Here is a 20,349-nt window from a genome sequence, read left to right on the forward strand (position 1 = left end):
TTGTGGGGGAGGGTTAGGGAGAGGGGTGCCACACGACGCGCTCTCTCGGCTTGAGCGCGGGCGCTTTGTCGCTCGCGCTCGCAAACGACGAACGCCTTTTGCTGGGCCACCCCTCTCCCCCGCCCTCCCCCACAAGGGGGGAGGGAGCGCAGGGGAATGTGGGGCAGCACAGTCGCTTGTACTCACTCCGCGCGCTTGGCGGCTTTCTCGAACTTCTTCAGCACGCGGTCGCGCTTGAGCTTTGACAGATAGTCGACGAACAACACGCCGTTGAGATGGTCGATCTCATGCTGGATGCAGGTGGCGTAGAGGCCTTCGGCGTCCTCCTCGTGCACCTTGCCGTCCAGATCCGTGTAGCGCACCCGCACCTTGGCAGGGCGCTCGACCTCCTCGTAATATTCGGGGATCGACAGGCAGCCTTCCTCGTAGACCGACAGGTCCTCCGAGGAGGCGATGATTTCCGGATTGATGAAGACGCGCGGCTCGGGCTTGGTCTCGCCGTCCTGGTCGGGCTTGGCGAGATCCATGGTGATCAGCCGCAACGGCTGCGCGATCTGGATCGCCGCGAGCCCGATGCCGGGCGCGTCGTACATGGTCTCGAACATGTCGTCGGCAAGCTTGCGGATCTCCGGCGTGACCTTCTCGATCGGCTTGGAGACCAGACGCAGCTGCTTGTCGGGCAGGATGATGATTTCTCTGAGGGCCATGGCCGCGATTTAAGCCGCGCGTTCGATGCGGTCAATCCGGCCGGGAACCCCGTTAACCCTTCGCTAACCATAAAACTTCGGGTTTCGTTAACCATAAAAATTAACAGGGCGTTTACCATAAATGTTCGCTATTCGTTCGTGCCCCCCAGCGAATCGGCTAGAAGCAGGGGCATGAACGAGATCATTTTCATGCTCGGCGACTGGCCGGTGCGCACCGTGGACGCGCTGATCGGCTTTGGCGCCTTGGTCCTCATCCTGATGGTGGTGATCGCCGTCGTGATCGCGCGCTCCGGGCGGCGCGGCGCGGAACTCGCGATGGCCAACGCGATCCGCGCCGACGAACTCGAGGAGCGCATCAGCCAGATGTTGCATGCCCAGAGCGAGGCTTCGGGGCGCGTCGACGCCATGACCCAGACGCTGGCCGGCCGCCAGGCCGACATGGCACGCGCGGTCAACGAGCGGCTGGATTCGGTGACCCACCGGGTCGGCCAATCCATGGAGCACACCACCCGCAACACCATGGAGAGCCTGCGCGCGCTGCACGAGCGGCTCGGCATCATCGACAGCGCGCACAAGAACCTCACCGATCTCACCACGCAGGTGACGACCCTGCGCGACGTGCTCGCCAACAAGCAGTCGCGCGGCGCCTTCGGTCAGGCGCGGATGGAAGCGATCGTCCAGGACGGTCTGCCGAAGGGCGCCTACGAATTCCAGTTCACGCTTTCGACCGGCAAGCGCCCGGACTGCGTCGTGTTCCTGCCCGACCAGCGGCCACTCTGCATCGACGCGAAATTTCCGCTGGAAGCGATGACCGCGCTGCATGACGCGCGTACCGACGAGGAAAAGAGGATCGCCACGCAGCGGCTGCGCGGCGACGTCATGAAGCATGTCAGCGACATCGCGGAAAAATATCTCGTCGCCGGCGAGACCCAGGACATGGCGCTGATGTTCGTGCCGTCGGAATCGGTCTACGCCGAAATCCACGACGGTTTCGACGACGTGATCCAGAAGGCGTATCGCGCCCGCGTGGTGCTGGTGTCGCCCTCGCTGCTGATGCTGGCGATCCAGGTGATGCAGCAGATCATGAAGGACGCGCGCATGCGCGACGCCGCCGACCAGATCCGTACCGAAGTGATCAAGCTCGGCGACGATCTCGGCCGCCTGCGCGACCGCGTGCTGAAATTGCAGAAGCACTTTGCCGACGCCAACGAGGACGTGCGGCAGGTGCTGATCTCCGCCGACAAGATCGAGAAGCGCGCCGGACGCATCGAAGAACTCGATTTCAGCAAGAGCGATGCACCGGAAGCGCCGCATCTCGTGGCCACCGGTGCTGCCGAGTTGTTCCCGAGGAAGCTTCAGGCGGGGGAGTGAGGCCTGTGTCGTCATGGCCGGGTTTGTCCCGGCCATCCACGACCTTTTCAGCGACAGCGAGAACGTGGATGCCCGGGACAAGCCCGGGCATGACGAGTTTTGAGGCCGAGGCAGCGCCGCCAGAATCTGCTAACACCTCCCCATGACCGCACCCGACGCGACCTCCCCTGCCGGCCCCGGCACGGCCCCCACCTCCTGGCGTGACAGCCTTTCCGTTTACCTGCAACCGCGGGTGCTGATCGTGCTGTTCCTCGGCTTCTCGTCCGGGCTGCCGCTGGCACTGTCGGGCTCTACACTGCTGGTGTGGATGCGGGAATCCGGCGTCGATCTCAAGACCATCGGGCTGTTTGCGCTGGTCGGCACGCCCTACACGCTGAAATTCCTGTGGGCGCCGCTGGTGGATGCGATGCATGTGCCGCTGTTCACGCGCGTGTTCGGACGGCGCCGCGGCTGGCTGCTGTTCTCGCAATTGCTGCTGATCGTCGCGATACTGCTGCTGGCGCTGACCGATCCCGCGCGCTCGCCGTTCTATGTCGCGCTCGGCGCCTTGCTGGTGGCGACGGCCTCGTCGACGCAGGACATCGTGGTCGACGCCTTCCGGGTCGAGAGCCTGCCGGAGAGCGAGCAGGCCGCCGGCATGGCGTCGTATGTCGCGGCCTATCGCATCGGCATGCTGGTCTCGACCGCAGGCGCGCTGTTCATCGTCTCGGGCTTCGAGAGCACCGGCATCACCCGCACGTCCGCCTGGATGTGGGGCTATGTGGTGATGGCGGCGATGGTGCTGATCGGGACGGTCACGGCGCTGGTCGCGACCGAGCCCGAGCAGTCGGTGCGGGCGGAAGCCGCGACGCAGACGCAGACCGCGTTCGCGCGCGTGCTGCACGCGGCGATCGGCGCCTTCTCCGAATTCCTGACGCGCAAAGACGCGCTCGCCGCGCTCGCCTTCGTCGTGCTGTTCAAATTCACCGACGCCTTCTCCGGCACGATGACCGCGCCGTTCGTGATCGACCTCGGCTTCTCCCGCAACGACTACGCGGCGATCGTGAAGGGCGTGGGCCTCGCTGCGACGCTGATCGGCGGTTTTGCCGGCGGCTTCGTCGCGCGGCGCTATTCGCTTGCGAGCAGCCTCTGGATCGGCGGCGTGGTGCAGGCGCTCGCGAACCTCTCCTTCTCCTGGCTGGCCTTCGTCGGTACCAGCCAATGGGCGCTCGCCTTCGCCATCACCTGTGAGAACTTCACCAGCGCCATCGGCACGGTGATCTTCGTCGCCTATCTTTCGGCGCTCTGCCAGAACCCGCTGCACACGGCGACGCAATATGCGCTGCTCACCGCACTTGCCGCGGTGGGGCGGACCTATCTCTCGTCAGGCGCCGGCTTCGTGGCTGATACCACCGGTTGGCCGCTGTTCTTCGTGATCTGCATGCTGGTGGCGATCCCGAGCCTGGTGCTGCTGGCCTGGCTGCAGAAGCGCGGACATTTCGAGACACTGGGGCCGGTAAGGGTTTAGGTCGACTCTCTCGCCTTCGTCATTGCGAGCGAAGCGAAGCAATCCAGACTGCCGCCGCGGAGACGGTCTGGATTGCTTCGTCGCAAGTGCTCCTCGCAATGACGACGGAGAGACCAGAGCGAACCGCCCCCTACTGCTTCTTGATCAGGCTCCACTTCGTGATCACGGCTTCGCTCATCTGGCCCGGATCGCTGGCGCAGGCGATCTCGTCGACCTTGACCGAGATCTCCTTGCCGGCGAACGTCTTCAGCTGTGCGGCCTGCGCGTCGCCGCTCGGAACGAGCTGGAAGGTTTCGGGGCCGGTCTCGAGATTGCACAGCCCGCTCGGCGGCGGCAGCCGGCGCGGCTCGGAGGTGATCTGGTAGGTCGCAACCCGCTTGCCGACGTTCTTGACGTCGCGCACCTTCATCGTGTTCAGCTCGCCCGACAGCACCTCGCCGGCATTGATCGGCTTGCCGGGCTTCGACGGCGGCGGAGCCCCGTCGTCCTGCTGCGCGGAGACGGCCGGCGTGGCCAGCATCGTCAGCGTTGCGACCAAAGCCCATCGTGTGGCGAAAAGTTTCGTCATGTCGTCTGTTCCGTAAGTCTGGATGGCTAGAACAGGGTGCGCTGCCGCATCGCGGCCGATAGCGTACCTTCATCGAGATAATCAAGCTCGCCGCCGACCGGCACACCATGGGCGAGCCGGGTTACTTTTACGTTGGCGTCCTGAAGCAGGTCGGTGATGTAGTGTGCGGTGGTCTGGCCGTCGACGGTGGCATTCAGCGCCAGGATGACCTCATGCACCTGTGCCTCATGCGCGCGCGCGACCAGCGCCTCGATGGTGAGGTCCTGCGGGCCGACGCCGTCGAGCGGCGACAATGTCGCGCCCAGCACGTGATAGCGCCCTTGAGTGGCATTAGCCCGCTCCAGCGCCCAGAGATCGGCAACGTCGGCGACGACCACGATGATCGAGGGATCGCGCCTCGGATCGGTGCAGACCGTGCAGGGACTTTGCGTGTCGATGTTGCCGCAGGTCTTGCACACTTGGACCTTGTCGAGCGCGACCTGCATGGCCGAGGACAGCGGCATCATCAGCGCTTCGCGCTTCTTGATCAAATGCAGCGCGGCGCGCCGCGCCGAGCGCGGGCCGAGGCCCGGCAGCCGCGCGAGAAGCTGGACCAGCCGCTCGATTTCAGGACCCGCAACAGCGCCCATCCTACTGGCCGAACAACCCCGACAGCCCCGGTGGCAGACCGAGCCCGCCGGTGAGCGACTGCATCTTCTCCTGCATGGCGGCTTCCGCCTTGCGGCGGGCCTCGCCGAACGCGGTGACGAGCAGATCCTCGAGCACCTCGCGCTCTTCCGCCTTCATTAGCGAAGGATCGATCCTGACCCCCTTGACGTCCATCTTCGCGGTCATGCGCACGGCGACGAGACCGCCGCCGGAGATGCCCTCGACCTCGACGTTGGCGAGCTGATCCTGCATCTCCTGCATCTTGGATTGCAGCTGCTGCGCCTGCTTCATCATGCCGAAAATATCGACCATTGGTGCTGTCCTTGGAAAATTTGGCTCTAGAGATCGTCGCCGTCGGAACCGTCGGGCGGATCGTCACTGCCATAGTCGGCATTAATATCGGATTCCGGCGCCTCGGGGGCAAGCCTGCGGACTTCGACGACCTTCGCACCCGGAAAACGCGACAGCACCTCGCGGACGCGCGGATCGGCCTCGGCGGTGCGCGCATGTTCCTGCTTGGCCGCCTGGCTCACCGAGCGCAGCGTCGGCTGGCCCGGCTCGTTGGAGACGATCACGGTCCAGCGGCGCCCGGTCCAAAGCTCGAATTTGCGCGCGAGATCGGAAATCATGGTCTTGGAGGCGTTGGGCTCGAGCGCGACTTCCAGGCGCCCCTCCTCGAAACGAACGAGGCGCATGTCGCCTTCGAGCGCGCCCTTGGTCAGGAGGTCGCGCTTCTGCCCGGCCAGCGCAACGAGCTGGGTGAAGCTCGTGACGCGCAACACGGGCGCGGCAGCTTGCGGATCCGGCGCGGGGGTTGCCATCTGCGGACGGGCACCACCACCGCCGAACGAGGACGATGTCGGCATGCGAACCGGAGCCGCGGACGCCACCGGCCCGGCCGGCGCGTTGCGCGCGGCACTGCCGCCGCTCACGATCGGCGAACCGCCGCCGTTCTGCTCCAGCATCTTGATCGCTTCGTCCGGCGTCGGCAGGTCGGCGACATAGGCGATGCGCACCAGCACCATCTCGGCGGCCGCGGCGGGCCGCGTCGCGGCCTGCACCTCGGTGATGCCCTTGAGCAGCATCTGCCACATCCGGGACAGCACGCGCATCGAGATCTTCGAGGCGAAATCTCGCGCGCGCACGCGCTCGGTCTCGCCATAGGCGACGTTGTCGGCGGTCGCCGGCACGATCTTCACACGGGTGACGAAATTGACGAATTCGGCGAGATCGGAGAGCACGACGATCGGATCGGCGCCGACGTCGTACTGGTCGCGGAACTCCCTGAACGCGGACGCGATGTCGCCACGCGCCAGCGAATCGAAGAGATCGATAACACGGGTGCGGTCGGCAAGCCCCAGCATCTGCCTGACGGCATCGGCCTTCACGGTGCCTGCCGCATGCGCGATCGCCTGATCAAGCAGCGAGAGCGAATCGCGCACCGAACCTTCCGCGGCGCGCGCGATGATGCCGAGCGCTTCCGGCTCGATCTCGACGTTTTCCTTGGCCGCGATGTTGGCCAGATGCTTCATCAGCACGTCGGCCTCGACGCGGCGCAGGTCAAAACGCTGGCAGCGCGACAGCACCGTGACCGGAACCTTGCGGATCTCGGTGGTCGCGAACACGAATTTGGCGTGCTCCGGCGGTTCCTCCAGCGTCTTCAGGAAGGCGTTGAACGCCGCCGTCGACAGCATGTGGACTTCGTCGATGATGTAGACCTTGTAGCGGGCGCTGGCCGGCGCGTAGCGGACGCTGTCATTGATCTGACGAACGTCGTCGACGCCGGTATGCGAGGCTGCGTCCATCTCCAGCACGTCCATGTGCCGGCTTTCCATGATCGCCTGGCAATGCACGCCGAGCGTCGGCATCTGAACTGTCGGGCCCTTCACCGAGCCATCCGGCATCTCGTAGTTGAGCGCACGGGCAAGGATGCGCGCAGTGGTGGTCTTGCCGACCCCGCGGACGCCGGTGAGGATCCAGGCCTGCGGGATGCGGCCGGTCTCGAACGCATTGGAGACGGTGCGGACCACGGCCTCCTGGCCGATCAGATCGTCGAATGAGGAAGGACGGTATTTCCGCGCCAGCACCCGGTAGGGCGTGCTGGCCTGGCCGGCGCTATCAGGGTTATGAGGGGCGCCAGCGTCGGTCATCGGTCGATCCGCAATGAAGTGTCTTTCGGCCGGCTTTGCGGAAAGGAGCGCGCTGGCGGCCGAGCCGCCGGCGCAATTCGCTCGGAAAAACAGGTAGGAGACTGACGAGCGACCCGATCCGGACCTCGTTAGGGCTGCTTCCTTCCGGACCTGACCCGGTTGGCGAGTGGCTCGTCCACCGCCAATCTCCCGGTCCCTATTTGGGGCCAAAAGGCCCGGAAAGCAAGCGGGTATCGGCTTGAACGGGCTGGGCTTCATCGTGGCTTGCACAGCATCCGGGCAATTCCCGGGCTGCACAGCCGATAGGCTGTGCTTTCACTGCCGGAGGCGCCTTGGTAAGAACGCTGCCGGAACCCCTTCCAACAGAAAAGCGATTTATCCCAATGGTTACACGTCGTGATGTTGCATCGATTGTCGGACTTGGCGCGATTGGCGCGGCGACGCTGGCGTCCCCGGCCGTGGCGCAGACCGCCGATTCCAACGAATCGACCTTCGCCCGCATCCGCCGCACCAAGAAGATGCGGATCGGCGCGGTCGGCGGCGGCGCGCCCTATTACATGAAGGATCTTTCGACCGGCCAGTGGAAGGGATTTTACGTCGACATCGCGAAAGCACTCGCGGAGGACATGGAGGCCGAGCTCGAGATCACCGAAACCACTTGGGGCAATTCGGTGCTCGACCTGCAGTCCAACAAGATCGACATCTTCTTCGGCCTCAACCCGACCCCGAAGCGCGCGCTGGTGGTCGATTTCTCGGTGCCAGTCTTCAACAACGCCTTCGGCATCCTCTGCAAGAAGGACTTCAAGCCGAAGAGCTGGGCCGAGCTGAACTCGCCCGACGTCAAGATCGCGGTCGACCAGGGCTCCTCGCACGACCAGGTCGTCAGCCGCCTGACGCCGAAGGCGCAGATCTCGCGGCTGAAGACCGCCGACGACGCCACCGCCGCGCTCCAGACCGGCCGCGTCGATGCGCAGTGCCTGATCACCATGCTGTCGCTGACGGTGCTGAAGAAAAACCCCTCGCTCGGCCAGTTCGTGCTGCCGACGCCGATCTTCGCCACCACGTCGAACGCCGGTTTCCGCCGCGAGAGCGACAAGACCTGGCGCGACTACGTCAACACCTGGATCGACTTCAACAAGGGCCTCGGCTTCATCCGCAACGCGATCATCACCAACATGGAGCTGGTGGGCGTGACCGAGGCGGACATTCCGCCGGGCGTTTCGCTGTAAGCTTTTACACTGTCATTCCGGGGCGCCCGAAGGGCGAACCCGGAACGACAACGCCGGCGGTCAAGGCGTACGACGAGTAACACGCATGTATCAGTGGGACTTCGGCATCCTCTGGAGCTATCGCTGGCTCTTTCTCAACGGGCTCGGCGTCACCGTTGGCTTCACCGTGGTCATCGTGGTGCTCGGCCTCGTCTTCGGCCTGTTCGGCGCGTTCGGCACCCTGTCGCGCTTTCGCGCGGTGCGCCTTCTCGCGCTGACCTTCATCGAGGCATTTCGCTGCACGCCGATCCTGGTGCAGCTGATCTGGTTCTATTACGCGCTGCCGATCCTGGCCGGTGTGGAGATGACGCCGATCACGGCCTCGGCGCTGGCGCTGTCGCTCTATGGCGGCTCGTTCTATTCGGAGATCATCCGCGGCGGCATCATTTCGATCGACCGCGGCCAGTCCGAAGCCGGCGCCGCGCTCGGCATGACGCCGGGACAGAGCATGCGCCGCATCGTGCTGCCGCAGGCGATCAAGCGGATGATCCCGGCGCTGATGAACCAGTCGATCATCCAGTTCAAGAACACCTCGCTGGTCTCGGTGCTGGCGGTGCCCGATCTGGTCTATCAGAGCCAGGTCGCCGCTCATGACAGCTACCGTCCGCTGGAAACCTACACCGCCGTAGCGGTCGCCTATGCGGCGATCCTGATTCCCCTGACCATCATGGTCCGGCGCGGCGAGAAACGACTGGCGGTCGGCGAATGAGCGAGACCCCTTCCAAGATCGAGATCCGGGCGCTGCGCAAAAGCTTTGGCAGCAACGAGGTCTTGAAGAACATCAATCTCGATGTCGCCAAGGGAGGCGTCGTCGCGCTGATCGGCCCGTCCGGCTCCGGCAAGTCGACGCTGCTCCGCTGCATCAACCTCCTGGTGACGCCCGACGGCGGCAGCGTTCGCGTCGGCGACACCCGCTTTTCGTTCGGCGTGGGTACGAAGCTTCCCGATGTGAAGACGCTGGCAAGATTCCGCGCCACCACCGGCATGGTGTTTCAGCATTTCAATCTGTTCCCGCACATGACGACGCTCCAGAACGTGATGGAGGGACCGGTCACGGTGCGGCGCATGGCCAGGGCTGACGCCGAGAAGCTGGCGCGGGCCCAACTTGCGAAGGTGGGGCTTGCAGAGAAGGCCGGCCAATATCCGGCAACGCTCTCCGGCGGACAGAAGCAGCGCGTCGCGATTGCACGGGCGCTTGCCATGGAGCCGGATGTAATGCTGTTCGACGAGGCCACCTCCGCGCTCGATCCCGAGCTTGTCGGCGAGGTGCTCGCCGTGATCCAGCAGCTGGCGTCGGAGGGCATGACCATGGTGATCGTGACCCACGAGATCGCCTTTGCCCGCGAAGTCGCCGACCGCCTGATCTTCATGCGCGACGGCGTCGTGGTCGAGGAGGGCCCGGCGCGGCAGGTGATCGACAATCCGCAAGCAGCGGCGACGCGCGCCTTTCTCAGCCATTTTCACCGCACCGGCGCGCTGCCGCCGGTTACAACGGCATCGTGATGTCCGAAATCAATCGCGTCTATCTCGTCACCGGCGCCGCCAGCGGCATCGGCCGTGCCACTGCAAAACTGCTCGCAGCGCCCGGCACTGCGCTGCTGCTACACACGCGCTCCAACGCAGCCGGCCTCGACGCCACGGCGGCGGAGGCCGAAGCGCAAGGTGCGATCGTCGCAAAATGCCTCGGCGATCTCGCCGAGGAGGCTGCGGTCACCGACGCCGTCGCCGCCGCGCAAGCCGCCTTCCGCCGGCTCGATGGATTGATCCTGGTCGGCGGCCATGCCCGCCGCGGCAGCGCGATCGGTACGCCGGCGGATCAGTTCCGCAAGGCGATGGATGAATCGGCACTGGCGTTCACGCGGCTGGTAGACGCCGCGCTCCCGCTGCTGCGTGCGGGACGAGATGCGCGGATCGTGGCAGTGTCGTCGTTCGTTGCGCACGCGATCCGGCCGGAGTTCGCGCCCTTCGCAGCCACGGCCGCGAGCCGCTCCGCGCTCGAAGCGCTGGTGCGCCTCACCGCAGTCGAGCTCGCCAGGGAGGGCATCACCGTCAACGCCGTGGCACCGGGCCTCATCGTCAAGGACAAGCCCAGCGAAAGCCGGCTTTCACCCGAACAGATCGCAGCGACCGAGGCGCTGATCCCGATGGGCCGCCGCGGACGGCCGGAGGAAGTGGCCGAGATCATCGCCTTCCTGGCCTCCCCGAAAGCATCCTACGTCACCGGCCAGGTCTGGCACGTCAATGGAGGCCTGACATGACCGAAGCAACCGTCGAACGTCTCAGGCTATTCCTGATCGAGAGCCCGATCAAAATGGCGCGCCTCCAGGGCGTCGGCAACGTCAAGGGCACGGTGAAGCGCGTGCTGATCGAGCTCACCTCTAGCGACGGCGTGATCGGTTGGGGCGAGGCGGCACCGTGGGAAGTGTTCACGGGAACGCCGGAAGCGGCCTTTTCCGCGCTCGACATCTATCTGCGGCCAGTTGTGCTTGGCAAATCCGTGCGTCGCATCCGCGCGCTGATGGCCGAGCTTGATCGCGCGCTGGTCGGACATGCCGAAGCCAAGGTGGCGATCGAAATGGCGCTGCTCGATATCGTCGGCAAGTCGTCGGGACTTTCAGTCGCCGACCTGCTCGGCGGCCGCGTGCGCGACACGATCCCGCTGTCGTTCTCCATCGCCGATCCGGATTTCGCCGCCGATCTCGAACGCATGCGGAAAATGGTTCCGGACGGCAATGTCATCTACAAGGTCAAGACCGGCGTGAAGCCGCATCGCGAGGATCTCGATCATCTCGCAGCGATCCGCAACGAGTTCGGCGACAAGGTCGACCTTCGCGTCGACTACAACCAGGCGCTGGCGCCGTTCGGCGCCATCAAGATCCTGCGCGACGTCGAGCAGTTTGCACCGACCTTCATCGAGCAGCCGGTGCCGCGCAAATTTCTCGACGTGATGGCGCAGCTCACCGCGGCGCTTGAGACACCCGTGCTCGCGGACGAAAGCTGCTTCGACCGCCGCGACATGATGGAGGTGGTGCGCCGCGAGGCGGCAGATGCCGTCTCGATCAAGCTGATGAAGGCCGGCGGCCTGTTCGAGGCGCAGGCGATCATGGCGATCGCCGACATCGCCGGCCTGCCCGGCTATGGCGGCACGCTGTGGGAGGGCGGCATCGGGCTCGCCGCCGGCACGCAGCTGATCGCGGCGACGCCGGGGATCTCGCTCGGCTGCGAATTCTACATGCCGCATCATGTGCTGACCGAGGACGTGCTGGAAGAGCGCGTCGCCAATCGCGGCGGCCACGTCGTGGTGCCCGACGGCCCCGGCCTCGGCATCCGCGTCAGCGAAGCCTCGGTCCGCGCCAATGCGCGGGTGCTTGCGGAGGCGTAAGACGTCGCCACACATTCGCTGTCGTCCCGGCGAAGGCCGGGACCCATAACCACAGGGGGATGTTTTGCGAAGATTGGTCGTTCGGGATTAGCACCAACCGCAAACGATAGACCTCGCGGTATGGGTCCCGGCCTTCGCCGGGACGACAACGGTGCATGCTGCCCCTGCGGGCTCCTATCCTTCCCCTCGCCAACTCCGTATCGTATGGTCCGGCCAAACGCGCCCGACCCCATCGGGCAATCTGGAAACACATATGTCCGAACCCGCCTGGTCGCTGCACTCCCGCCTGAAAGAGGACACCATCGACATCGGCGATTTGCCGTTGTCCAAGGTATTGGTCATCAAGGACGCGCATTATCCATGGCTGCTGCTGGTGCCGCGGCGCGCGGATGCGGTCGAGATCATCGATCTCGACGAGGTGCAGCAGGCGCAGCTGATGACCGAGATCTCCCGCGTCTCGCGTGCGCTGAAGGAGATCACCAGATGCGACAAGCTCAACATCGCGGCACTCGGCAACCTCGTGCCGCAGCTTCACGTCCACGTCATCGCGCGCCGCACCAGTGACGCCGCCTGGCCGCGGCCGGTCTGGGGCGTGATGCAGCCCTTGGCGCACGACGCCACTGAGGTGCAGACTTTCATCAGCGCGCTTCGCCGCAAGATCTGGTTGGGTTGAAAGAACAAGAAATGTCAGCATTCGACTCGTTTCCGCTGGGGCAGCCGGCCTTCGTCACCAACATTCTCGACCGCGCGGCGCATCTGCGCCGCGACGACGAAAAGCTGTTCGCTATGGAGCAGAAGCCGTCGTCGCGCGCCTATGTCGTCTACCGCGACTCGCTGCTGGTGAAGCGCGAGGGCGAAAAAGTGCGCGCCCTGCTCTCGATTGACGAGGCGCTGAAATGTGGCGCCAATCCCGGCACGATCTTCTTGGGCTTGCGCGACGGCGCCGCGATGTTCGGGATGGGCCTGTCGCAGGCCGCGTCCGAGAAGCTGATCGGGCGCGAAGACTACGCGCTGAGCGAGCTGCGCGGTATGGCGATGCAGGGCGCGGTGCCGCCGCAGGAGCTGTCGGCGATCGCGATGGCGAAGTCGATGGTGAGCTGGCACCAGCGCCACGGCTATTGCGCCAATTGCGGCACGCGTACCGGGATGAAGGAAGGCGGCTGGAAGCGGGAGTGCCCGAGTTGCAAGGCCGAGCATTTCCCGCGCACTGACCCCGTCGTGATCATGCACGTCGCCGCCGGCGACAAATGCCTGCTCGGCCGCCAGAAGCAGTTTCCCCCCGGCATGTATTCCTGCCTCGCCGGTTTCGTCGAAGCCGCCGAAACCATCGAGGACGCGGTGCGCCGCGAGATCCTCGAAGAATCCGGAATTCGCTGCACCGACGTGCAATATTACATGACCCAGCCCTGGCCCTATCCGTCGTCACTGATGATCGGCTGCAGCGCGCGGGCCGTAAGCGACGACATCGTCGTCGATCATTCCGAGCTGGAGGATGCGCGCTGGTTCACGCGCGAGGAGGCCGCCTTGATGCTAACGCGGACGCATCCCGACGGGCTCGCCGGCCCGCATCCGTTTGCGATTGCGCATCACCTGCTCGGCCGCTGGGTGCATAACCAGAGCTGACCGCCGATGGCGCCCTCTGTGATCGCGCCGCGCATCCTCTGCATCGGCATTCCCGTGCGCGACCTGACCTTTCGGGTCGAGGCCGTGCCCGCGCGCGGCAGCAAGGCCAACGCCACGCACCTTGCGGAGATCTGCGGCGGCAACGCGCTCAATGCGGCGATCGCCATCGCGCGGCTTGGTGGCCGCGTCTCCTTCGCGGGCCCCATGGGCGATGCCGGGGAGACTTCGAGCCGTTTCATCCTGGACCGGATGGAAGCTGAAGCGATCGAGACCACGCACATCGTCCGCATGCCGAGGCTCACGACACCGGTGTCGGCGATCATGATCGAACCTTCGGGCGAACGAACGCTCACCATCTATCGCGATCTCGGTTTGTCGACCGTGCAGCTCCCGGACGCCGACGCACTGCTCGCCGATTGCCGGGCGGTTCTGGTCGAAAGCCGCTGCGCCGCGTTCGCGACCTCGCTCTGCACCGAGGCGCGCCGGCGCGGTATTGCCGTCGTCGTCGGCGTCGATCGCGCGATGTCGCTGCAGGACGGCCTGCTGACGGCCGCCTCGCACCTGCTGTTCGCCAGTGAACAGGTGCAGGAGACCGCCGGCATCGCCGATGATGGCGAGGCGTTGCAGCGCCTGGCCGCGCTCACGCCCGCCTTCCTCGCCGCCACCCGCGGGCCGCACGGCACGATCTGGCTGAACGAGACGGGGAAGTTGGAGGAGACGCCGGCGGTCTCGGTTCAGGCGGTCGATACGCTCGGCGCCGGCGACGTCTTCCATGGCGCCTTCACGCTTCGCCTCGCCGAAGGCAGCGACGTGCGGCAGGCGCTGCAATTCGCCGCGGCCGCCGCGGCGCTGAAATGCACCCGCCACGGCGGCGGCATGGCCGCCCCGCAACGTCTTGAAGTCGAAGAGCTTTTGAATACGCCGCGCGCGACGCCGCTCGGACGGACGCCGAGATTATAGACTTGCTATAGAAAGATTTTCTCTATATCAGGAAAATCAACCCTTGATATGGAACAAAGTTCTTCAAATGACCGATCTCGCCGTCCCGCTCCCCGAGACCAGCCGCCGCCTCGACGCCATCGACCGCAAGATTCTGATGGTGCTCCAGGACGATGCCTCCCTCTCCGTCGCCGAGATCGGCGACCGCGTCGGCCTGTCCTCGACCCCCTGCTGGAAACGCATCCAGCGCCTGGAGGCGGACGGCGTGATCACCAAGCGGGTGGCGCTGGTCGACCAGAACAAGATCGGCCTCGGCATCTCCGTGTTCGTGTCGGTCGAGAGCTCCGACCATTCCGACGCCTGGCTGAAGAAGTTCGCCGAAGCCGTCAGCGCCATGCCCGAGGTGATGGAGTTCTATCGCATGGCCGGCGACGTCGACTACATGCTGCGCGTCGTCGTCGCGGACATGCAGGCCTATGACGTGTTCTACAAGAAGCTGATCAGCGCCGTGCCGCTGAAGAACGTCACCTCGCGCTTCGCGATGGAGAAGATCAAGTCGGTCACCGCGCTGCCGATCCCGGCGGTGGTGGCGGCTTAGACGTCACCACAGAGAAGCTGTCATCGCCCGGCTTGACCGGGCGATCCAGTACTCCGTGACGCCTGAAATCGATCGAGAAGCCCCGGCGTACTGGATGCCCCGCCTGCGCGGGGCACGACAGCAAGTGAGGCTAGCCTCGCGCCTCAGATCTTCTGATTGTACTCGCCGACTTCGGGATGGGTGCGCAGCACGCTATTCACCATCTCGAACATGTCGTGCATGCGCTGCTCGGAGACCGGGCTCTCGACCACGACGACGAGCTCGGGCTTGTTGGAGGAGGCACGCACCAGGCCCCAGCTGCCGTCCTCGACCGTGACGCGGACGCCGTTGACGGTGACGAGATCGCGGATCGACTGGCCGCCGATCTTGGCGCCCTTGGCCTGCAAGCCCTCGAAGTGCTTCACCACCTTGTCGATAACGCCGTATTTGACCTCGTCGCCGCAATGCGGCGACATGGTCGGCGACGACCAGGTCTTCGGCAGCGCGTTCTTGAGATCGGCCATCGACTTGCCGGGCGCGCGATCGAGCATGTCGCAGATCGCAAGCGCCGAGACGAGACCGTCGTCGTAGCCGCGTCCATAGGGCTTGTTGAAGAAGAAATGCCCGGACTTCTCGAAGCCGGCGAGCGCACCCGTTTCGTTGGTGCGGCGCTTCATGTAGGAATGGCCGGTCTTCCAGTAGGTGGTTTTCGCACCCTGCTTCTGCAGCACCGGATCGGTGATGAAGAGGCCGGTCGACTTCACGTCGACGATGAACTGCGCGTCCTTGTAGATCGCGGACATGTCGCGCGCCAGCATCACGCCGACCTTGTCGGCGAAGATCTCCTCTCCGGTGTTGTCGACGACGCCGCAGCGATCGCCGTCACCGTCGAAGCCGAGGCCCACATCGGCCTTGTGCTGCAGCACCGCGTCGCGGATCGCGTGCAGCATCTCCATGTCTTCGGGGTTCGGATTGTATTTCGGGAAGGTGTGGTCGAGTTCGGTGTCGAGCGGGATCACCTCGCAGCCGATCGCCTCCAGCACCTGCGGCGCGAAGGCGCCTGCGGTGCCGTTGCCGCAGGCCGCGACGACCTTGAGCTTGCGCTTGAGCTTCGGGCGGCTGGTGAGATCGGCGATGTAGCGCGCCGGATAATTCTCGTGGAATTGATAGGAGCCGCCGGCCTTGTTCTTGAACTCGGCACCCAGCACGATCTCCTTCAATCGCGTCATCTCGTCGGGGCCGAAGGTCAGCGGGCGGTTGGCGCCCATCTTCACGCCGGTCCAGCCATTGTCGTTGTGCGAGGCCGTGACCATGGCGCAGCAGGGCACGTCGAGGTCGAACTGGGCGAAATAGGCCATCGGCGTCACCGCGAGCCCGATGTCGTGCACCTTGCAGCCTGCTGCCATCAAGCCGGAGATCAGCGCATATTTGATCGAGGCCGAATAGCCGCGGAAATCATGACCGGTGACGATCTCCTGGCTGACGCCGAGCTCCGCGATCAGCGCGCCCAGCCCCATGCCGAGCGCCTGGATTCCCATCAGGTTGATTTCCTTCTGGAACAGCCAGCGCGCGTCGTATTCGCGAAAGCCCGTGGCCTTCACCATCGGCTCGGATTCGAAGGCATAGGTGTTGGGCAGCAACACGGATTTCGGCTTGGGGAACATTGAGACGGTCTCGTGAAAAAGAGCCAGGATTTGATGCAGCCTTAGCGAATGCCGGGCTGCAGCGGAAGGCGGGAATGGCAGCTTATGGATGATAATTGCGGCAGTTTGGTAACGGGGAAATCTGGCCGCGAGAGCGGTCGGAATAGAGATTTTCTTGAAATATGCGGTCGCCGGAGCCTTTGAGAGACCCTTACTGCTCCAGCACCATCTGACCGTTGGCGTATTCGAAGCGCTTGAGGCGGGAGAGGAACGAGAGGCCGAGCAGGTTCTCGGACAGCGCCTCGTCCGGCAGCACCATGGCATCGACATCGCGCACGATTAGGCCCCCGACATCGAGCATGGCGATACGGGTGCGCGCGGCCTTGATGGTGCCATTGGCGGTAGAGACGTTGGCGTTGTAATCGCTGCGCGAGGGACGCAGGCCGAAGCGGGCGGCCGAGGTCTCGTTCAGCGCAACCACGGAGGCGCCGGTGTCGACCATGAAGCCGATGCGCTGACCTTCGATCCGGCCCTCGGTCTGGAAGTGGCCGCGACCGTCGCGGGGGATGTTGAGGCTGCGGCCGCCGGCCGGCGCGATGGACGCGACTGCTACCGTGCGCGGCACCGACGTCGCCGAGGCGGAGCTCATCCTGTCCGCCATCTGCGCCATGAAGGTGCCGAGGCCGATCATGATCGCCGCGAAGATCATTATGTTACGCATCACACCACTCGAAGCCGAAGCTCGATTTCACCACGCGGCAGGCCGCTCCGCGAGCGACGCTGCGGCCAGAGCTGTGCTATTTTGACGAAAAGGATGAGCGGACAGTTAATGCGTGTTCGTAACGCTCACGTCCCGCGCGGCTTGACCCGTCGGGTCGGCAGCGCATTCGCCGGATCTTCCGGCCAGGGATGGCGCGGGTAGCGGCCGCGCAAATCGGAGCGCACGGCAGTGTAGCTGCCGCGCCAGAAACCAGGGAGATCGCGCGTCACCTGCACCGGGCGCTGCGCCGGCGACAGCAGTTCCAGCACCAGCGGCACCTTGCCGGCGGCGATCGACGGATGGGTGTTGAGGCCGAACAATTCCTGGAGCCGCACCGCGATGGTCGGCCCCTGCTCGGCTTCATAGTCAATCGCGAGCACGCTTCCGGTCGGCGCCTCGAAATGCGTCGGCGCCTCGCGGTCGAGCCGTGCGCGCGTCTCCCACGGCAGCAACGCCATCAGTGCGTCGGAGAGATCGCCGGCGGAGATATCCTTCAGCGCGATCTTGTCGTAGAGCGCCGGCACCAGCCAATCGTCGCGCCGCGCGATCAACCCATCGTCCGACAGGTCAGGCCAGCTGTCGCCCTCGGCCTTGCGCAAAAATATCACGCGATCGCGCCATTGTTTGGCGGCCTTCGACCAGGGCAGCCGGTCGAGGCCCGCGGCGATCAGCCCGTCCGCGAAGATACGCGCTGTGTCCTCCGAGGGCGATACGGCGAGCGTCGCCTCGGAGAGCGTGATCGCGTGCAGCGCGCGCTTGCGCCGCGCCCGCAACGCCATCGCGCCGCGATCGAACGAGATCTCCTCGACGGATTCGATATGCTCGGCGAAATGCTGCTCGATCTCGTCCTGCGAGATTTGCGCTGCGAGCAGAATGCGTCCGCTCGCCGCCGTGCCTGTCATCTCGCCGATCGCGATATAGGGCGCGCGGGCGAGTGACGAGGTCTGATCGACGGCGGCACCACGGCCGTTGGCGAGCACGAAGCTGCCATTGCCGCGGTTGCGCGCGACGCGATCCGGGAAGGCGTAGGCGAGCATCAGGCCGGTCGAGAGGCCGCCTTCTCCGGTCGCCGCCTTCTCCGACGCCGCCACCTGCGAGGCCCAGCGCCGCGCGAGGTCGCGCGCGCTTGCTGCACGCGGGGAACGGTCGCGGCGGAACTGATCGCGCCGGTGCTCGAGATCGACGCTGTCGCCGCCGAGCCCGCGCTCGGTGATGATGGCGGCGATCTCGGCGGCGGCTTCGCCCTCGCCGGCACGATGCGAATCCACGATCATGCGCGCGAGCCGCGGCGGCAGCGCCAGCGCGCGCAAGCTCTTGCCTTCCGCGGTGATGCGGCCGTCGCCATCGAGCGCATTGAGCTCGGAGAGCAGGCTTTTTGCTTCCTTCCAGGCCGGCTGCGGCGGCGGGTCGAGAAACGACAGCGCGGCAGGGTCGGCGACGCCCCATTGCGCGAGATCAAGCACCAGCGAGGACAGATCCGCGCTGAGGATCTCGGGCTGGGTGTAGGGCGCGAGCGAAGCCGTCTGCGGCTCGTCCCAGAGCCGGTAGCAGACGCCGGGCTCGGTTCGGCCTGCGCGGCCGCGGCGCTGGTCCGCCGCCGCGCGCGAGACACGCACGGTCTCGAGTCGGGTCAGGCCGATGTCGGGCTCGTAGCGCGGCACGCGGGCAAGACCGGAATCGACCACGATGCGCACGCCCTCGATGGTCAACGAGGTCTCCGCGATCGAGGTCGCCAGCACCACCTTGCGCGTGCCCTTGGGCGCCGGCGAGATGGCACGGTCCTGCACGGCGGCGTCGAGCGCTCCGAACAGCGGCACGATTTCAATGCTGGAATCCTGCACACGCTCGCTGAGGAAATTCTGGGTGCGGCGGATCTCGGCGGCGCCCGGCAGGAACGCCAGCACCGAGCCGGCATCGGCGCGCAGCGCAGAGGCGATCGCATCCGCCATCTGCCGCTCCACCGGCACGTCCGCCTTGCGGCCGAGATAGCGCGTCTCGACCGGAAAGGCGCGGCCCTCGCTTTCGACGACGGGCGCTTCGCCGAGCAATTTTGCCACGCGGGCGCCATCGAGCGTTGCCGACATCACGAGGATGCGCAAATCCTCGCGCAGGCCGGTTTGCGCATCGCGCGCCAGCGCGAGGCCCATGTCGGCATCGAGCGAGCGCTCGTGGAATTCGTCGAACAGGACGGCGGCGATGCCCGACAGCTCGGGATCGTCGAGGATCTGGCGGGTGAAGATACCCTCCGTCACCACCTCGATGCGGGTCGCGCGCGAGATCTTCGAGCCGAAGCGGACGCGATAGCCGACGGTCTCGCCGGCGCGTTCGCCCAGTGATTTGGCCATGCGGTCGGCGCTGGCGCGCGCCGCGATGCGCCGCGGCTCCAGCACGATGATCTTCTTGCCCTTCGCCCATGGGGCATCGAGCAGCGCCAGTGGCACGCGCGTGGTCTTGCCGGCGCCCGGGGGCGCCACCAGCACGGCGGCGTTATGCGCCTCCAGCGTGCGCGAGAGGTCGTCGAGCACGGCATCGATCGGGAGGGGCGTGTCGAAACTGCGGGGCAAAGAACTATCCGATCGTCATGCCCGGGCAAAAGCGCGAAGCGCGTCTTCGCGCAGAAGTCCCGGGCATCCACGTTCTTTCAGCCGAGAGTGAACAAGACGTGGATGGCCGGGACCCGGCTCCGCGAACGCTTCGCCGGGCTTACAGCTGTCGGGCCGGCGAAGCTTAGGCGAAGACGGCAAGCCCGGCCATGACGGTTTTAGCCCGACAACGACATGTAACTTTCAGCCCTGCACCGGCGGCCGTCCGACACTCTCATAAACGAAGCCGGCCGCAGCCATCTCCTCGGGGCGGTAGATGTTACGCAAGTCGACGATGACGGGCTGCGCCATGGTCGCCTTCAGCCGGTCGAGATCGAGCGCACGGAACTGCACCCATTCGGTGACGATGACGATCGCATCGGCGCCTTCCGCGCAGGAATAGGCGTCCTCGCAATAAGTGATGCTGGGCAGCTCGCTCTTCGCCTGCTCCATGCCGACGGGATCGAAGGCCTTCACCTTCGCGCCCATGTCGATCAGGCCCGTGACCAACGGGATCGACGGCGCATCGCGCATGTCGTCGGTGTCGGGCTTGAAGGTGAGGCCGAGCACGGCGATGGTCTTGCCGCGCAGCGAGCCGCCGAGCGCCTGGCTCACTTTTCGCGC

20 protein-coding genes and 1 other RNA gene are annotated in these 20,349 nt (G+C 65.5%); 11 read left to right on the forward strand and 10 right to left on the reverse strand.

What is annotated here, in order from left to right; all coding sequences use genetic code 11:
- Positions 1 to 182: 182 nt before the first annotated feature.
- Positions 183 to 707, reverse strand: a complete 525-nt coding sequence (gene def / locus AC0L3P_RS29645; protein ID WP_007597693.1) for a peptide deformylase — start codon at positions 705 to 707, stop codon at positions 183 to 185.
- 171 nt (positions 708 to 878) lie between these two features.
- Between def and AC0L3P_RS29650 the strand changes: the two genes are divergently transcribed.
- Both AC0L3P_RS29650 and AC0L3P_RS29655 read left to right on the forward strand, forming a co-directional pair.
- Positions 879 to 2,078 (forward strand): DNA recombination protein RmuC, encoded by a 1,200-nt coding sequence (locus tag AC0L3P_RS29650; RefSeq protein WP_247357676.1) that lies wholly within the window; start codon positions 879 to 881, stop codon positions 2,076 to 2,078.
- A gap of 142 nt (positions 2,079 to 2,220) precedes the next feature.
- Positions 2,221 to 3,585, forward strand: coding sequence for an AmpG family muropeptide MFS transporter (locus tag AC0L3P_RS29655; protein ID WP_473307437.1), 1,365 nt, complete (start codon positions 2,221 to 2,223; stop codon positions 3,583 to 3,585).
- A gap of 130 nt (positions 3,586 to 3,715) precedes the next feature.
- On the opposite strand, the gene AC0L3P_RS29660 is transcribed toward AC0L3P_RS29655, so the two are convergent.
- The 5 genes from AC0L3P_RS29660 to ffs form a co-directional block, all read right to left on the reverse strand.
- Complete coding sequence (locus AC0L3P_RS29660) at positions 3,716 to 4,153, reverse strand: hypothetical protein (protein WP_354206259.1); 438 nt, start codon at positions 4,151 to 4,153, stop codon at positions 3,716 to 3,718.
- Between the two features lie 26 nt (positions 4,154 to 4,179).
- Positions 4,180 to 4,782 carry a recombination mediator RecR gene (recR, locus tag AC0L3P_RS29665; protein ID WP_275172876.1) on the reverse strand — a complete coding sequence of 201 codons (603 nt, stop codon included), beginning with the start codon at positions 4,780 to 4,782 and terminating at the stop codon, positions 4,180 to 4,182.
- Position 4,783: 1 nt separating this feature from the next.
- Positions 4,784 to 5,113 (reverse strand): YbaB/EbfC family nucleoid-associated protein, encoded by a 330-nt coding sequence (locus AC0L3P_RS29670; RefSeq protein WP_007604677.1) that lies wholly within the window; start codon positions 5,111 to 5,113, stop codon positions 4,784 to 4,786.
- A gap of 26 nt (positions 5,114 to 5,139) precedes the next feature.
- Positions 5,140 to 6,951, reverse strand: a complete 1,812-nt coding sequence (locus AC0L3P_RS29675) for a DNA polymerase III subunit gamma/tau (RefSeq protein ID WP_473307441.1) — start codon at positions 6,949 to 6,951, stop codon at positions 5,140 to 5,142.
- 93 nt (positions 6,952 to 7,044) lie between these two features.
- An RNA gene (gene ffs / locus AC0L3P_RS29680) (signal recognition particle sRNA small type) lies at positions 7,045 to 7,141 on the reverse strand.
- 193 nt (positions 7,142 to 7,334) lie between these two features.
- Between ffs and AC0L3P_RS29685 the strand changes: the two genes are divergently transcribed.
- From AC0L3P_RS29685 to AC0L3P_RS29725, 9 genes are all read left to right on the forward strand, one after another.
- Positions 7,335 to 8,180 (forward strand): transporter substrate-binding domain-containing protein, encoded by an 846-nt coding sequence (locus AC0L3P_RS29685; RefSeq protein ID WP_473307443.1) that lies wholly within the window; start codon positions 7,335 to 7,337, stop codon positions 8,178 to 8,180.
- Between the two features lie 85 nt (positions 8,181 to 8,265).
- Positions 8,266 to 8,928 (forward strand): amino acid ABC transporter permease, encoded by a 663-nt coding sequence (locus AC0L3P_RS29690; protein WP_018453014.1) that lies wholly within the window; start codon positions 8,266 to 8,268, stop codon positions 8,926 to 8,928.
- Entirely contained in the window at positions 8,925 to 9,722 is a 798-nt protein-coding gene (locus tag AC0L3P_RS29695) for an amino acid ABC transporter ATP-binding protein (protein ID WP_473307445.1), read from the forward strand. Before AC0L3P_RS29690 ends, AC0L3P_RS29695 begins: the two co-directional genes overlap by 4 nt.
- Positions 9,722 to 10,477 (forward strand): SDR family NAD(P)-dependent oxidoreductase, encoded by a 756-nt coding sequence (locus tag AC0L3P_RS29700; RefSeq protein ID WP_473307447.1) that lies wholly within the window; start codon positions 9,722 to 9,724, stop codon positions 10,475 to 10,477. Before AC0L3P_RS29695 ends, AC0L3P_RS29700 begins: the two co-directional genes overlap by 1 nt.
- Entirely contained in the window at positions 10,474 to 11,601 is a 1,128-nt protein-coding gene (locus AC0L3P_RS29705) for a muconate cycloisomerase family protein (protein WP_473307449.1), read from the forward strand. The genes AC0L3P_RS29700 and AC0L3P_RS29705 overlap by 4 nt, the downstream gene beginning before the upstream one ends.
- A 253-nt stretch (positions 11,602 to 11,854) precedes the next feature.
- Positions 11,855 to 12,274, forward strand: coding sequence for an HIT family protein (locus AC0L3P_RS29710; RefSeq protein ID WP_354064093.1), 420 nt, complete (start codon positions 11,855 to 11,857; stop codon positions 12,272 to 12,274).
- Between the two features lie 11 nt (positions 12,275 to 12,285).
- Complete coding sequence (gene nudC / locus AC0L3P_RS29715) at positions 12,286 to 13,224, forward strand: NAD(+) diphosphatase (RefSeq protein WP_473307452.1); 939 nt, start codon at positions 12,286 to 12,288, stop codon at positions 13,222 to 13,224.
- 6 nt (positions 13,225 to 13,230) lie between these two features.
- Positions 13,231 to 14,184 carry a sugar kinase gene (locus tag AC0L3P_RS29720; RefSeq protein WP_473307454.1) on the forward strand — a complete coding sequence of 318 codons (954 nt, stop codon included), beginning with the start codon at positions 13,231 to 13,233 and terminating at the stop codon, positions 14,182 to 14,184.
- A 67-nt stretch (positions 14,185 to 14,251) separates the two neighbouring features.
- Complete coding sequence (locus AC0L3P_RS29725; RefSeq protein WP_007604670.1) at positions 14,252 to 14,761, forward strand: Lrp/AsnC family transcriptional regulator; 510 nt, start codon at positions 14,252 to 14,254, stop codon at positions 14,759 to 14,761.
- Positions 14,762 to 14,904: 143 nt separating this feature from the next.
- On the opposite strand, the gene AC0L3P_RS29730 is transcribed toward AC0L3P_RS29725, so the two are convergent.
- The 4 genes from AC0L3P_RS29730 to AC0L3P_RS29745 form a co-directional block, all read right to left on the reverse strand.
- Positions 14,905 to 16,404, reverse strand: a complete 1,500-nt coding sequence (locus AC0L3P_RS29730; RefSeq protein WP_473307456.1) for a phosphomannomutase/phosphoglucomutase — start codon at positions 16,402 to 16,404, stop codon at positions 14,905 to 14,907.
- Positions 16,405 to 16,594: 190 nt separating this feature from the next.
- Positions 16,595 to 17,104, reverse strand: coding sequence for a TIGR02281 family clan AA aspartic protease (locus tag AC0L3P_RS29735; protein ID WP_473307458.1), 510 nt, complete (start codon positions 17,102 to 17,104; stop codon positions 16,595 to 16,597).
- 125 nt (positions 17,105 to 17,229) lie between these two features.
- Complete coding sequence (hrpB, locus tag AC0L3P_RS29740) at positions 17,230 to 19,707, reverse strand: ATP-dependent helicase HrpB (RefSeq protein ID WP_473307459.1); 2,478 nt, start codon at positions 19,705 to 19,707, stop codon at positions 17,230 to 17,232.
- Positions 19,708 to 19,929: 222 nt separating this feature from the next.
- A partial coding sequence (locus AC0L3P_RS29745) for a UDP binding domain-containing protein (RefSeq protein ID WP_473307461.1) occupies positions 19,930 to 20,349 on the reverse strand: 420 nt, incomplete at its 5' end.

Source organism: Bradyrhizobium sp. WSM4874 (genome assembly GCF_055811835.1).

Excerpts from the sequence above, each read along its gene's own strand:
- def (WP_007597693.1), bottom strand. The coding sequence starts at position 707 with ATGGCCCTCAGAGAAATCATCATCCTGCCCGACAAGCAGCTGCGTCTG.
- AC0L3P_RS29650 (WP_247357676.1), top strand. The coding sequence starts at position 879 with ATGAACGAGATCATTTTCATGCTCGGCGACTGGCCGGTGCGCACCGTG.
- AC0L3P_RS29655 (WP_473307437.1), top strand. The coding sequence starts at position 2,221 with ATGACCGCACCCGACGCGACCTCCCCTGCCGGCCCCGGCACGGCCCCC.
- AC0L3P_RS29660 (WP_354206259.1), bottom strand. The coding sequence starts at position 4,153 with ATGACGAAACTTTTCGCCACACGATGGGCTTTGGTCGCAACGCTGACG.
- recR (WP_275172876.1), bottom strand. The coding sequence starts at position 4,782 with ATGGGCGCTGTTGCGGGTCCTGAAATCGAGCGGCTGGTCCAGCTTCTC.
- AC0L3P_RS29670 (WP_007604677.1), bottom strand. The coding sequence starts at position 5,113 with ATGGTCGATATTTTCGGCATGATGAAGCAGGCGCAGCAGCTGCAATCC.
- AC0L3P_RS29675 (WP_473307441.1), bottom strand. The coding sequence starts at position 6,951 with ATGACCGACGCTGGCGCCCCTCATAACCCTGATAGCGCCGGCCAGGCC.
- AC0L3P_RS29685 (WP_473307443.1), top strand. The coding sequence starts at position 7,335 with ATGGTTACACGTCGTGATGTTGCATCGATTGTCGGACTTGGCGCGATT.
- AC0L3P_RS29690 (WP_018453014.1), top strand. The coding sequence starts at position 8,266 with ATGTATCAGTGGGACTTCGGCATCCTCTGGAGCTATCGCTGGCTCTTT.
- AC0L3P_RS29695 (WP_473307445.1), top strand. The coding sequence starts at position 8,925 with ATGAGCGAGACCCCTTCCAAGATCGAGATCCGGGCGCTGCGCAAAAGC.
- AC0L3P_RS29700 (WP_473307447.1), top strand. The coding sequence starts at position 9,722 with ATGTCCGAAATCAATCGCGTCTATCTCGTCACCGGCGCCGCCAGCGGC.
- AC0L3P_RS29705 (WP_473307449.1), top strand. The coding sequence starts at position 10,474 with ATGACCGAAGCAACCGTCGAACGTCTCAGGCTATTCCTGATCGAGAGC.
- AC0L3P_RS29710 (WP_354064093.1), top strand. The coding sequence starts at position 11,855 with ATGTCCGAACCCGCCTGGTCGCTGCACTCCCGCCTGAAAGAGGACACC.
- nudC (WP_473307452.1), top strand. The coding sequence starts at position 12,286 with ATGTCAGCATTCGACTCGTTTCCGCTGGGGCAGCCGGCCTTCGTCACC.
- AC0L3P_RS29720 (WP_473307454.1), top strand. The coding sequence starts at position 13,231 with ATGGCGCCCTCTGTGATCGCGCCGCGCATCCTCTGCATCGGCATTCCC.
- AC0L3P_RS29725 (WP_007604670.1), top strand. The coding sequence starts at position 14,252 with ATGACCGATCTCGCCGTCCCGCTCCCCGAGACCAGCCGCCGCCTCGAC.
- AC0L3P_RS29730 (WP_473307456.1), bottom strand. The coding sequence starts at position 16,404 with ATGTTCCCCAAGCCGAAATCCGTGTTGCTGCCCAACACCTATGCCTTC.
- AC0L3P_RS29735 (WP_473307458.1), bottom strand. The coding sequence starts at position 17,104 with ATGCGTAACATAATGATCTTCGCGGCGATCATGATCGGCCTCGGCACC.